This is a genomic window from Psychrobacter sp. YP14 (assembly GCF_003209315.1).
Taxonomy (GTDB): Bacteria; Pseudomonadota; Gammaproteobacteria; order Pseudomonadales; family Moraxellaceae; genus Psychrobacter; species Psychrobacter raelei.
The window spans coordinates 1,722,150-1,736,026 of sequence record NZ_CP029789.1 but is presented as its reverse complement, the minus strand read 5'-3'; the positions used below and the strand labels follow the sequence as shown (position 1 = coordinate 1,736,026).

The 13,877-nt window shown below is 42.9% G+C and carries 9 protein-coding genes and 4 tRNA genes; 6 read left to right on the top strand and 7 right to left on the bottom strand.

Annotated features, from left to right (window positions below):
• Nucleotides 1–7: 7 nt before the first annotated feature.
• From DLE54_RS07175 to DLE54_RS07155, 5 genes are all read right to left on the bottom strand, one after another.
• Nucleotides 8–98: transfer RNA gene (locus tag DLE54_RS07175), tRNA-Ser, on the bottom strand.
• A gap of 187 nt (nucleotides 99–285) precedes the next feature.
• Nucleotides 286–376, bottom strand: a tRNA-Ser gene (locus DLE54_RS07170).
• A 109-nt stretch (nucleotides 377–485) separates the two neighbouring features.
• Nucleotides 486–821 (bottom strand): CopG family transcriptional regulator, encoded by a 336-nt coding sequence (locus DLE54_RS07165; protein ID WP_041773710.1) that lies wholly within the window; start codon nucleotides 819–821, stop codon nucleotides 486–488.
• A gap of 360 nt (nucleotides 822–1,181) precedes the next feature.
• Nucleotides 1,182–1,257, bottom strand: a tRNA-Asn gene (locus DLE54_RS07160).
• Between the two features lie 358 nt (nucleotides 1,258–1,615).
• A tRNA-Asn gene (locus tag DLE54_RS07155) sits at nucleotides 1,616–1,691 on the bottom strand.
• A gap of 293 nt (nucleotides 1,692–1,984) precedes the next feature.
• Between DLE54_RS07155 and DLE54_RS07150 the strand changes: the two genes are divergently transcribed.
• From DLE54_RS07150 to uvrB, 4 genes are all read left to right on the top strand, one after another.
• On the top strand, nucleotides 1,985–2,551 hold the full coding sequence (locus tag DLE54_RS07150; protein ID WP_110816720.1) for an acyl-CoA thioesterase: 567 nt from the start codon (nucleotides 1,985–1,987) through the stop codon (nucleotides 2,549–2,551).
• A gap of 51 nt (nucleotides 2,552–2,602) precedes the next feature.
• Nucleotides 2,603–3,211, top strand: a complete 609-nt coding sequence (locus DLE54_RS07145) for a DUF2059 domain-containing protein (protein WP_110816719.1) — start codon at nucleotides 2,603–2,605, stop codon at nucleotides 3,209–3,211.
• A 134-nt stretch (nucleotides 3,212–3,345) separates the two neighbouring features.
• A complete protein-coding gene (locus DLE54_RS07140) occupies nucleotides 3,346–4,041 on the top strand; it encodes a DUF2059 domain-containing protein (RefSeq protein WP_110816718.1) in 696 nt (231 codons plus the stop codon).
• A gap of 201 nt (nucleotides 4,042–4,242) precedes the next feature.
• Nucleotides 4,243–6,360, top strand: coding sequence for an excinuclease ABC subunit UvrB (gene uvrB, locus DLE54_RS07135; protein ID WP_110816717.1), 2,118 nt, complete (start codon nucleotides 4,243–4,245; stop codon nucleotides 6,358–6,360).
• Nucleotides 6,361–6,479: 119 nt separating this feature from the next.
• On the opposite strand, the gene nirD is transcribed toward uvrB, so the two are convergent.
• Together nirD and nirB are read right to left on the bottom strand one after the other, a co-directional pair.
• Nucleotides 6,480–6,857: a nitrite reductase small subunit NirD gene (gene nirD, locus DLE54_RS07130; RefSeq protein WP_110816716.1), complete on the bottom strand. Its 378-nt coding sequence runs from the start codon at nucleotides 6,855–6,857 to the stop codon at nucleotides 6,480–6,482.
• Nucleotides 6,858–6,952: 95 nt separating this feature from the next.
• A complete protein-coding gene (nirB, locus tag DLE54_RS07125) occupies nucleotides 6,953–9,595 on the bottom strand; it encodes a nitrite reductase large subunit NirB (RefSeq protein ID WP_227535009.1) in 2,643 nt (880 codons plus the stop codon).
• Nucleotides 9,596–9,958: 363 nt separating this feature from the next.
• On the opposite strand from nirB, the gene DLE54_RS07120 reads away from it, so the two are divergent.
• On the top strand, nucleotides 9,959–11,461 hold the full coding sequence (locus DLE54_RS07120; RefSeq protein WP_110816715.1) for a NarK family nitrate/nitrite MFS transporter: 1,503 nt from the start codon (nucleotides 9,959–9,961) through the stop codon (nucleotides 11,459–11,461).
• Nucleotides 11,462–11,850: 389 nt separating this feature from the next.
• Nucleotides 11,851–13,854, top strand: a complete 2,004-nt coding sequence (locus tag DLE54_RS07115) for a bifunctional protein-serine/threonine kinase/phosphatase (protein ID WP_110817349.1) — start codon at nucleotides 11,851–11,853, stop codon at nucleotides 13,852–13,854.
• Nucleotides 13,855–13,877: the final 23 nt, after the last annotated feature.

Here is a 13,877-nt window from a genome sequence, read left to right as displayed (position 1 = left end):
TGGTATCTGGCGGAGTCGGAGAGATTCGAACTCTCGAAGGGCTATGAACCCTTGCCGGTTTTCAAGACCGGTGCATTCAACCGCTCTGCCACGACTCCAGTAGGTCGCCTATTATAATGAATTTTTTTTTGAATGCAAGGGTGTAATGGCAGATTATTGATTTATTGAGCAATTATTTTTGTATGCGGCCTCTATACAGTTTGCTTTCTTATTTTGGGCATCGTATTTTGGGTATAAGTTGTGGCCATAAAAAAAGCCCACTTAATAAGTGGGCTTTTTGGTATCTGGCGGAGTCGGAGAGATTCGAACTCTCGAAGGGCTATGAACCCTTGCCGGTTTTCAAGACCGGTGCATTCAACCGCTCTGCCACGACTCCGTAGGTGCAGTATTATAGAGTGTTTTGGCGGTATTGCAAGCACTATTTTTTAATTTCTACAAAAAAAGTTCAAGACGCTACTGTCTTTAGGTCTCAAAAGGTATCAAGGCTATTTTTTTGGCTCTAATTGCTCTTCGAGTAAGCCTTTGGTCTTGAAGCTGCTGTGAGTGTCAATAATGGCTTTTTCGATGATAGAGGCGCTCACGCCATTAGCGCGTAATTTTTCGATAAATACCTCATCATCAGCCAAGGTATAACCATCATTATCTCTATCTAGGCCTTGACGGATATAGAGTCGAATTAAACCCTGAATACGTTTAAAACCATGCTCTTGAGCCGTCTCAGTTAGCAAGGTAATCATCTCTTCTGAAAGACGAATGCTAATAGGGCGGGTGATCTTTTGCGGATGGTCAGAGAATTTATTGCGAATATGTGGAGGGATCATAGCCATATCAGTTCTTTTTGGTTAAATAAGTCTATTTATTATAGGGGAATTACAAGCTAACACAAACTTATGTGCTAACTTGGCAGTTTTGCCGCTCTATAACTTATCTTAAGCCAAAACTTAAATTATCAAGCTTTAGAAAAGATAGCCTACAAAACAACACCTTAAGGTAATAAATAGCATAAGATGGGCAATATATTAAACAGCTATCCATACGCTTGATAGTCAGAAGCAGGGGTAACCCGTCAGCATCAAGCTGGAATAAATATAAACGCCATAAAAAAAAGTCCTAATCAAAGATTAGGACTTCCTGAAGGCTTTAACATGTGGTGCTATAAAGAGGTAAAGCCTTTTAAAATTTGGCTCCCTAACCTGGGCTCGAACCAGGGACACACGGATTAACAGTCCGATGCTCTACCAACTGAGCTATTAGGGAAGAACTTAATTGATACTTCTTTTTAAGAAGTGGTCTTAACTAAGTGATGCGTATTTTAGACAATGTCGGGGTGGGTGTCAAGCACTAAATCAAAAAAAGTGAATAAATTGATAAATATAGCGCAAATTTATTACTTTGTTTTAAAAAGATGCTTTTTTTTACCCTGACGGTCAACTGGCATCCGGCAGCGAGCATTAAATGACAAAGCCTACTGCAATATATTGAAAACTTAAACAGCAAAATTTACAAGCGTCGTTAGCCAATGCTAATTACCATACCTGCCACTTCGGCTAAAAAAAAGTCCCTATCATCTAAGATAAGGACTTTGGCATATTGCCATAAAGGTATTGCTAGAATTTGGCTCCCTAACCTGGGCTCGAACCAGGGACACACGGATTAACAGTCCGATGCTCTACCAACTGAGCTATTAGGGAATAGCTGGGTTAACGTGCTTATGTGTTAAGCTGTTTGCGTTAAGTGGGGCGTATTCTAGCAGATAAAATTTAGGCGTCAACCCTTTTTGCAAAAAAAAATTCAAATTTTTGTCATTTTTTTATATTTTGGCTGTTTTTTGACACAAATTGACTAAAAAGTAACCGATGAGTGTTAAGTTAAGACCTGTTTTGATGTCAGAATTGACGGTAAGCTAGAGTAGAGAGCTTTGCTTGTTATCATTAACAAAAAAAGGCTGATTTGTTTGTCCATCTATTTTGAAAAAAGGAATCCTATGTCACAAATTAATACCTCAAGTACGGCAGTAAGCGCTCCGCTTAAACATGAATTGTATATGTCGGTGCTAATGACCCCCGATATGGCAAACTTTATTGGTAATGTACATGGTGGCGATTTGCTAAAAATGCTCGATCAGGTGGCTTATGCCTGCGCCAGTCGCTATAGTGGTAGTTATGTGGTGACCTTGTCGGTGGATCAGGTGATGTTCTTAGAGCCAATTTATGTGGGTGAGCTGGTCACTTTTGCTGCCAATATTAATCATGTGGGCAGAACCTCGATGGAGGTTGGAATACGTGTAGAGGCTGAAAACATCCAGCAGCGGACAGTACGCCACACCAACAGTTGTTATTTTACAATGGTGGCAGTGGATGAAAATGGTAAACCCACGCCTGTGCCGCCTTTAGATATTAAGAACCATTTGCAGCAGTGCCGCTTTGATGCTGCGATTGAGCGCAAAAAAATGCGTCTAGAGCAGGCCAATCGTCCTAGCTGCGGCGTAGAGTCTGCGGGCAATTTATCGGGGGCAGCTAAGCCCAGTGATCAATACAATGAGCCAAAATAACTTTAAATGGATAGACTCAACTTATAAAACCAAAGCGTAAAGGGATACTTAATGAAAAAAATATTGGCTCAAAGCTTAGTGTCAGTGACCAGTGTGGTGCTGATGGCAGTGACGCCAGCATATGCTGAATTAACCATCAATAGCTCAACGGGCAAGACGGCGCCAAGCTCAATAAAGACGCTTAGTCATGCTCAACAGGTGCCCTCAGAAGCCTCATTGATTAAGCTGCTTGAAGTGACTCGTATGGCAGATATGATGCAATCTATGTCGAGCACTCAAAGTGAGATGATGTCGCCTATTATTGAGTCTGCATTAAAGCAAAAAGACTTAGCGCAAATGACCGATCAGCAGCGCCAAGAGGTGAGCCGGGTGTTGACCCAGTACTCTCAGCAGCTGCTTGCTGATACCAATCAGGTTTTGCTAGATGTGGCTCAAAAACAGTTTGTTGGTGTGGCAAAAAAGCACTACACGCAAGCAGAGGTTGATGCGCAAATCGCTTTTTATAGTACAGAGGTCGGTCAAAGCATACTCGATAAGCAGCCTAAACTGATGCAAGAGTATATGAAAGTGCTTGTGCCGGAGGTGATGCAGGTGACCAATGCCACGAGTGAAAAATTAATGCCAAAGCTGATAAAAGACTTGGACGCTATCTTAAAATAGCCACCATCTGTGAGCGGTAATGAGCGGTAAGATGCTGTAACGCACTGTCAGTAGTACGCTGGGCAGCCGACACATAAAATGGGGCTTTGATGTTGTAATAATTAGAATTTGTAATAAAAATTAGGTGACTATTTATGTCAATTTTTCATCCTTTTTTAACATCGGCATCTAAGCCGCTACTGAGGGTAGTGCTGGTGTCCGCTATGGCAGCCGCTTCAGTGATACCTGCTCAAGCTGAGCTCATTATTAGTAGTACAGGTAGCAGTGCGGCCAATCAAGGGGTCGCCACTCAGCCCGCTGACTCACAAGCGCCGCATGACGTGCAGCTTCAAAAGGCTCAGAGCAATCAGGTACCCTCTGAGGCTTTAGTTATTAAATTGATGCAAGTGATGCACATTGATGATCAAATCGATGCCATTGTGAATGGTCAGCAAGCTGCGAGAGATATCCTAAATAGCCAAGAAGATAAAGCGGCCAATGACACAGCTGGTCTTAATAAGCGTCAACGGGAATTGGCTGAGGGCTTACAAGGGATATTGGCTCAGTATGGCAAAGTCTTAGGGACACGGATGAGCAGTACAGCCAGTCGTGAAGAGCTGACGGCTGCTTATATCAGTGCTGCACGAGCCCATTACACCCAGCAAGAAGTACAGGCGCAAATTGGCTTTTATGACACCCCAGTGGGTCAAAGCATCTTGGCAAAAAATCCTAAGGTGAGTGCTGATTTTCTGCAAGCTGCCCTACCCAGTGAGGAAGAGATGCAGCAAACGCGCGGTGAGCTAGAGCAGATGCTACCGCAGATCAAACAGATCTTTAAAGATGTCTTTTAACTAAAATTATTGTTTATCAATAAAAGAGCGGCTTGATTAAGTGGCTCTTTTTTTTGGTTCAGCATATCTATTTTATGGGGATAAATAGATTAGGGTAATGTACGTATAGCGGATAATTTGCTGAAGCGCAGGGCTTTAAAACGCACACTTTTGTCCCCATATTAGAGGCAACAAACACCGATATCAAAAAAGACAATTATTATGCGAATGCCTGAACCTAGATCTTCACGTCAATTAAATCAATTGGCCACTCAATTGCAAGACGAAGCTGAGATTACAGGGGTTAATGCCTCCGGTACCTTGATTTCCAGCCGCGCTTTTGAAATGGTAACGGACTTTGAGCCTGCTGGCGATCAACCACAAGCCATCGAAAAGCTGGTAAAAGGGGTTGAGGCTGGCATGGATGCCCAGTTATTGCTTGGGGTGACTGGCTCTGGTAAAACCTATACCATGGCCAAAGTGATTAGTGAAACACAGCGTCCAACCATTATTATGGCGCATAATAAGACATTGGCCGCCCAGTTATATGGAGAATTTAAGTCCTTTTTCCCTAATAATGCCGTAGAGTATTTCGTCAGTTACTATGATTACTATCAGCCTGAGGCGTATGTCGCAGCCAGTGATACTTTCATTGAAAAAGACAGTGCCATTAATGATCACATTGACCAAATGCGACTGTCTGCGACTCGCGCTTTACTAGAGCGCCGTGATGCGATAATTATCTCTTCAGTGTCCTCCATTTATGGTTTGGGTGACCCAGAGAGTTATTTAAAAATGCTGTTGCACATTGTTGTGGGTGATGTGGTAGACCGCAATGCCTTAATTAAGCGATTGGTTGCGCTGCAATATACCCGTAATGAGCTTGATTTTGAGCGGGGTACTTACCGCTTACGTGGCGAGCTTTTGGATATCTATCCTGCAGAATCTGAGCAATTGGCAGTGCGTATTAGTATGTTCGATGATGAGGTTGAAAAAATCAGTTGGTTTGATCCATTAACGGGTAAGACTGTGCGTAGTGTGCCGCGCATCACCATTTATCCAAAATCTCACTATGTGACGCCGCGTGAAAAACTAGAGGCCGCCAGTAAGACCATTCGAGCAGAGCTTGATGACAGATTGGAATATTTTAGAGCCAATGACAAGTTAATTGAAGCTCAGCGGATTAAAGAGCGCACCCAGTACGATCTAGAGATGATACAGCAGCTGGGCTACTGTAACGGCATTGAGAACTACTCGCAGCATCTATCGGGTCGTCCTGCCGGCGAAGCGCCACCTACCTTGTTTGATTATATTCCTCCAGATGCGCTACTTTTCATCGATGAATCACATGTCACCGTGCCCCAAATCGGAGCCATGTATAAAGGTGACCGTTCTCGTAAAGAGAACTTGGTGAATTATGGTTTTCGCTTGCCCAGTGCCATGGACAATCGTCCAATGAAATTTGAAGAGTGGGAAAGAATTAAACCGGCAACAATTTTTGTGTCAGCAACGCCTGCGCAATATGAGCTTGAACACAGTGAACAAATTGTAGAGCAGGTAGTGCGTCCAACCGGTCTTATTGATCCTGAGATTGAGATTCGACCTGTATTAACCCAAGTTGATGATGTGTTATCAGAGATTACTAAGCGTCGTGAAGTCAATGAGCGGGTATTAATTACCACCTTGACCAAGCGTATGTCAGAAGATTTAACCGATTATCTAAAAGAGTATGATGTCAAAGTGGCTTATCTGCATTCTGATATTGATACTGTGGAGCGGATGCAAATTATCCATGAGCTGCGTACCGGTGTGCATGATGTGTTGGTCGGTATTAACCTGCTACGCGAGGGTCTAGATATGCCTGAGGTGTCACTGGTGGCCATATTTGATGCCGATAAAGAGGGTTTTTTGCGCTCAGAGCGCTCGTTGATTCAGACCATTGGCCGGGCAGCTCGTAATTTAAACGGTAAGGCTATTTTATATGCCGATAAAATTACGCCCAGTATGCAAAAGGCGATTGAAGAGACAGATCGTCGACGCGAAAAACAAATTGCCTTTAACAAAGAGCATGGCATTACGCCTAAATCTGCCACCCGTAGTATTACCGATAAGATTGATACTGGTGAAGTAGAGGAGGATGTAAATGACAATCAGCCAATTCCAAGTAGCAGTGGCTTGCCGGATGTGGATATTGAAATCTTACGTAGTCCAGACTTGCTGGCCAAAGAGATTAATCGGTTAGAGAAGCAGATGAAACAATTCTCCCGTGAGCTTAAGTTTGAGGATGCTGCAAAAGTACGTGACAAGGTGCTGGCGCTTCGGGCTTATATTGTTCAGTAAGTCTATTTAAGTTAGGCTCAGTCATAGGGTTTTTATCATAAACGCCCTAAAATAAAAAAGGATAAAAGCTTGTCTTTTATCCTTTTTTGTTAGATTAAATGGTCATGTTTTGGACAAAATTAGGCCGCTATTGCATTTTTTAGACTGACCATAACCTGATCGCCATCAAGGCTGACTTCGTATGAGTCTAATTTTACGGTTTCATCATCTAAGCATTGCCCCGTTGCCAAATCAAATCGTTGCTTATAGATGGGTGAGGCGATATAGATGACCTCGTCTTCTGACACGCTACCATCTTCAAGCTCAGTCTTGACAACAGTGCCTCCAATCAGACCACGAGAGAGGACATTGGCATTACTAAAAGGGTCAAGATTATCAATGGCAAATAATTGATTGTCCTTGGTGCGAAAAATAGCCACTTGTTTGCCCTCTATGAGCGCACAAACGCCGCCTTCAGGGATAATATCGTTCAAAGTACAGATAAGTTGAATGGTCATAATGACGTCCTTTTTTAGTCGGGTGAGCGTAACAGTTGGATAAAATCTGGATAAACGCTGGATAAAAAATAGTGGCTTGGGTGTAATTAGGATGATTAGACCACGGCCTCTACCGCTTCTTTTTCGAGCTCAGTCGCAGGGCGAATTTGTTCACGTTCAGTCACAAATACCACATTGTCATCACCTAGCTCGCTGTTAACAAAATGACGGAAGCGTTTTAACTTCTCTTTGTCAGTAATGGTTTCTTTCCATTCGCAGACATAATTATCAACCAACAACTGCATTTGATCTTCAAGCTCTTGAGCAATATCTAAGCTATCTTCGATAATAACTTGTTGTAAATACTCTAATCCGCCTTCTAAGCTTTCACGCCATTTTGAGGTGCGCTGTAACTTATCCGCGGTTTTGATGTAAAACATCGTGATACGGTCGATATATTTGATTAAGGTCTCAGTGTCTAAATCGGTGGCGAATAGCTCTCCATGACGAGGTACCATGCCACCATTACCGGCCACGTATAAATTCCAGCCATTTTCGGTAGCAATAACCCCAAAGTCTTTCGATTGGGCTTCGGCACACTCTCGGGTACAACCGGAAACACCCATTTTGATTTTATGCGGTGAGCGCACCCCCTTGTATCGGTTCTCTAAAGTTAAGGCTAAGCCGACGCTATCGGCCACACCATAACGACACCAGTTCTCACCAACACATGACTTAACAGTACGCAGTGATTTACCATAAGCATGGCCAGTTTCGAAGCCTGCCTCTACTAAGCGCTCCCAAATATCAGGCAATTGTTCTAACCGTGCCCCAAATAAATCAACCCGTTGACCACCGGTAATTTTGGTATAAAGGTTAAAGTCTTTGGCCACTTGACCCAATACGATAAGTTTATCAGCGGTAATTTCGCCGCCAGCCACACGCGGCACAACAGAGTAGGTGCCATCCTTTTGGATATTGCCTAAGTAGTAATCGTTGGTTTCTTGCAGCGGCGCAAGCTCTGTTTTAAGGACATAGTCATTCCAACAAGACGATAAAATGGAAGCCACTGCAGGTTTGCAAATCTCACAACCACGGCCTGTGCCGTGCTGTGTTAATAAATCATCAAAGGTTTTGATGCCTTTAACACGTACTAAGCCATATAACTCTTGGCGAGAATAAGAAAAATGCTCACACAGATCATTATTGACCTCAAAGCCAAGGTCGGTTAATTGATAAGCCAGCACGTCTTTCACCATAGGGGCACAGCCGCCACAGCCTGTACCTGCTTTGGTGCAGCTTTTGACATCTGCCAGTGAATAAGCCCCGTCTTCAACCGCACCACAAATGGCACCTTTAGATACATTAAAACAAGAGCAAATGGTGGCTGTATCAGGAAGGTTTTCAATGCCCATTGAGGGTTTTTCAACATTGGGTAAAATCAAGCTCTCTGGATGAGCGGGAAGGTCGATGTCATTTAAGAATAACTGCAATAAATTATTGTAGTCTTCGGTATCACCCACCATGACAGCGCCCAGCAGCTTTTTATTATCGCCACTGGTAACCAGCTTTTTATAGATGCCTTCATTGGGATTTTGATAAATGTAGCTTAGGCTGCCCTCAGTTGTGGCATGAGCATCGCCAATACTGCCCACATCAACACCCATTAATTTAAGCTTGGTGCTCATATCTGCGCCAGTAAAGGTTTGCTCAGTGTCACCCGCTATTTGAGCGGCACATATACTGGCCATGGCATAGCCAGGGGCGACCAGACCAAAGATTTTATTGTCCCAAACTGCACATTCACCGATAGCATAGATATCTTCATTATTGGTCTGACAATGATCATTGATTAAGATGCCACCACGGCCTCCTAAAGTGACTCCGCACTCAGGATTACTTCTCATAATGCCATCTTGCGGACGGATGCCGGCACTAAATAAGATTAAATCGGTATCTAGTTCGGTATCATCTGTAAACTTCATGGTTAAGAAAGTATCTTTTTCCAGATGCACCTCATTTTGACTGTCTTTTTGATGGATGTCATGGTGTAAGGAAACACTGCGGTTATGAACAATTTCTTTGGTGTTTTTTCCCGTTAATACGGTGACGCCCAATGCTTCAATCTTCTTCTTTAGGATTTCACCACCAGCAGGGTCTAGCTGAACACCCATCAACTGAGGGGCAAATTCAACCACGTAAGTATCAAGCCCTAAGGTTATCAATGCTTTGGCAGCCTCTAGCCCTAACAACCCGCCACCGACGACCACCCCTTTTTTAGCACTGGGTTTTTGGGCGGTTTCAAGAATATCATCCAAATCAGCAATGGTACGATAGACATGACAATGAGCATGATCACCACCTTCAATAGGGGGCACAAACGGGTATGAGCCAGTTGCTAAAACTAGCTTTTTATACTCAACACTTTCGCCGCCTTCTACGGTCAGGGTATGAGCCTCGCTGTTGATATCTACAATTTTCTTATTTAGATGCAGCTGAATCCCAGTGGCATCATAGTCAGCCATATCCACTAGGTTTAGCTTGGTGGCATCTTTATGTTCAAAATAGCTTGATAAATAGACACGATCATAAGCTGGGCGATCTTCTTCAGCAAAGACATGAATGTCATAGGTGGTGTTTAAGCCAAGTTCAATGGCCTTCTCTACAAAGTGATGTCCCACCATGCCGTTACCGACCACAACAAGGTTAGGTTTGTTTTTTTGTTTACTATTTATATTACTCATATTTGCCTTAATCATGAATGTGTCCTTTAGTGGGTGTCTAGTAGCTATTTTTAATCACTTATTAAAGTGAAAGCCACTTAGTGCCTACCGTAATACATTCAATAATCATGCCAGAGCTGACACTTTATGAATTTAAAATACAAATCGAGTGAACAACATCTATAAGACTGTGGGGAATAAGAGCGGTGTATGCGCACAGATGCACATGCTTTGGGGAATTAAATCAGTACCTGGCACAGAGCTTGCAACCAATTACATTAAGTAACTGTTAATTTGTTTTTTATTTTTATTTTATTTGAATTAATAAATAAATTAATGTAAAGCCGTCTGCAACTAAAGCATTAACTACAGACTATTATTCATACAAGGAAGCAAAGCATGTCGTCCGCAACCCCTGTGCCACCTAGCAAGGAAAAACTCAATGTCTTATCCTTCGCTGGTAAAAATAAAATCCTTCATTTAGGTTGGATGGCATTTTTCCTCACTTTTTTCGTATGGTTTAACCATGCTCCTTTTCTCTCCGCGATTGGAGAGACCTTGGATCTAACCAAACAACAAGTTAAAACCTTACTTATTTTAAACGTGGCTTTAACCATTCCAGCACGAGTCATTATAGGAATGCTTACTGATAAGTTTGGGCCCAGAATCGTTTACACCTGCATTTTAGCGCTTGGTGCGATACCTTGTTTTACTTTCGCATTTGCTCAAGACTATACAACACTTGCCTTATCGCGCTTTATTCTAGGGTTCGTGGGGGCAGGCTTCGTCGTCGGGATTCGTCTCATCAGCGATTGGTTCCCTGCCAATGAGCTAGGTGCTGCAGAAGGTATCTATGGCGGTTGGGGTAACTTTGGTTCTGCCGCAGCAGCCATGTTATTACCGACAATAGCCATCGGTTTTGCTGCTTGGTTTGGCGGTGATGAAGGCTGGCGTTATGCGTGTGCCACATCTGGCGTCGTCATGGCTTTGTATAGCATATTATTTTATAAATTCGTACGCGATACCCCCAAAGGCTCAACCTATTTCAAACCAAAAAAATCTGGTGCCATGGCAGTAACCTCAAAGGGTGACTTCTGGTTAATGATGATTTTTAAATTGCCTATGTATTTGGCTCTAGCACTTCTAGCCTGGAAGCTGTCTCCCGCTGGCGTAAGCTTACTCAGCCAAAGCGCAGTAAACTTTATCTATATCGGTCTGGCTTTACTGTATGTTTATGAGTTTGTGAGTAGCTATCGCTTTAATAAAGAGGTATTCACCACCGAAGTACCAGAGTCACAGCGTTATGATTTTAAACAAGTAGGCGTGTTAAACATTCTTTATTTTGCAACCTTTGGTTCAGAACTGGCAGTGGTGTCCATGCTGCCCCTTTTCTACTTAGAAACCTTTGAGGTATCTGTGGTTGCTGCAGGTCTATTGGCGTCATCATATGCCTTTATGAACTTAATGTCTCGTCCTGGTGGTGGTTGGTTAAGTGATAGATTTGGTCGTAAAAGTACCTTACTTATTTTAACGGCAGGTCTGGCAGTGGGGTATTTCTTAATGGGTATTGTTGACTCAACTTGGCCCATTGCTTTAGCCCTTTTAATTACTATGTTCTGCTCATTCTTTGTGCAAGCGGGTGAAGGCGCTGTATTTGCGGTCATTCCTTTGATCAAACGCAGCATGACAGGGCAGTTTGCGGGTATGACCGGCGCTTATGGTAACGTAGGGTCAGTGGTTTATCTTACTGTACTAAGCCTAGTTTCTTATCAGACCTTCTTTATGGTTATCGCAGTCACCGCCGTGATTGGATTTTTGGCTTTATTCTTATTAAAAGAGCCTTCAGGTGTTATCGTAGAAGAGATGCCAGATGGCACCTTTGCTGAAATTAGTGTGACCTAATGGAGATATCTATTAGATTTTGAGTGGAAAATATCAGCTGATATCAAGTGAGAGCATTGATTTAAAACGTTAAGCTGTATTTGAATGAGATTTAAAATGAGGTATAAAGCCGGCGTATAGGTTTTATACCTCAACTTGCTTCTATAAGCCACTTGCTTCGATAGCTATCAGGTTAAACACGTGAGCGCTAAGCCTTAAATGAATGAGCAATAAATAAAAAACTTAGCAACATAAACACTAAATGCTCAAAACTTAATAAAGGATGACCAGTGGCTACCCTTAAGACAGTATCTGCCAAACCTATCCATAAGATCAAAGCCCAAGCTGCTACCTGCACCGCTGAGGGTAGGCCTAATCAATCCGCAGGATGGTGGTTTGATTTTTATAGCATGGCTGGGCGCAAGTTGGAAAATCAAGACAGTCTACTGATCAGTACGTGTTTATTAAATCATCTAGATGAAATCAAGCTGCAAAATAAAAATCAAGCGCACAAATTAAGCCTCAAGCCAGAGCATTTGCCTGTGCTGTGCGTATTGGCTGATGGGGTTAGTGCCTGTCAATTCCCTAAGCAAGCCAGCCGATTGGCGGTTGAGATCATGACTGACTATGTCATAAAAGGCCTAAATCATATTTACAATCAAGCGTTAGCTGAAAAACAGCAGCTTAATCAACACCTATCCAAACAGATTTTTGATGACGAAAGTGTGGCTGGTATTATTAAGTCAGCCGTCATTAAAGCCAATGATTCAATGTATTTTTCACAGTCCTATCAACGTGTTGCACCATTATTGTCCACATTATCAGGGGTGTTGTGCATTGGTGATAGAGTGCATCTATTCCATACAGGCGATTCACGAATTTATCGTCTCAGTAAAGACAGTATGGTGGTTTTGAGCGAAGATCATCGCATTCATCATGGGCAGGACAAAGGTGCATTATCAGCAGCTCTTGGTGCAGATACCGGCGTAGATTTACAGCAAACGGTGTTTACCATGCACCAAAATGAATATTTGGCGTTGATGACAGATGGGGTTTATGAACATATTGACCCGATAGAGATGCAATTTGAGTTTAGTGCAGCGGCCACTCAATTAGAAAATACACCTAATTGGCATGACTTAAAGAATTGGCATTTAAGCCATCAGCTTTGTCAACATGCGTATGCTGAAGGCAGCAATGATAATCTAAGTATCATTATGCTTGGCATGGGACTCGCATCAGCGATTAAGATTAACAGCAATACACAAGGGATGAATAATGACGGCGAAGTATTCATGGATGCTCGCAACAAAAAAAGTCATATACCCATTCAATATAAGTTACCAACTGGCCTGCGGGTTGGGGACAGTATCGACGGCTTTGAGGTAACCTCTATCATCGCTAGAACCGCCCGCAGTGAAGTGTATCTGGTGGAAGATAGCTTAGGTCATGAGTATGTTTTAAAGTCACCCAGCCTAAGAGCTGTGGATGATGGGGAGTATCTGCGCAGCTTTTTAAAAGAGCGTAAAATTGGGCTGAGTTTATCAAAGCATCGGCGCGCTGGAGAAGCAGCTTACAATCAGACCAATCCCAACCTAATCCAACAAGTCATGCCGCCATTAAAGACGAAAGGTGCGACCACAACTTCTGTTGAAGTGACCACAACAGCCCTAGGTGGCTCAGCTCTTGGGGAGTCAGGATTATTACGTTACTATCCGGTACCTGCCAGCTCCATATATCTATATCATTTGACTGAGTACATAGAAGGGGAGAGCCTACGAGCGTTTATGGAGCGCAATGGTCCTTGTGATGTGTGGCAGACCCATGATTTGTTGACCAAAATTGGTATGGCTGTACGGGTCATGCACCGTAACTATCTATTGCATCAAGATATTAAACCCGAAAATATTTTATTGACCAAGTCAGGCGCGGTGAAGCTGATTGACTTTGGGTCGGTCGCTTCTTCAATTCTTAAAGACAACACTAGACCTCCGGTAGGTGACCTGCATTATGCTGCACCAGAATATTACACAGATGCCCCTAAAGGGGTGCATTCAGATTTGTTTTCAATTGCTGTCATCGGCTTTGAGCTGCTTACTGGTCATCGTCCCTTCACCTCACAAATGCTCATGTCAGCCTCTGCTGTCTTAGTGGTACCTGCCAATTTACTGCGTCAAAAACAAGTCCCAGCCACCAGTCAGCAAGCATTACTGCGTGCTCTTCATCGCAATACCAACGTTCGTCACCAAGCAATTGGTGAATTCTTACAAGATTTTAATCCAGATAACAGCGCCTCATTATCTGATCCTGAACCGCTTATCAAAAGAAACCCTTTATTGGTGTGGCATAGTATTTGCTTGTTACAAGGCATAGTTATCCTTTTTTTACTGATTAAATTCCTGCCTAGTCTCTAGTTCGATGCGTCTACATGAGCCAT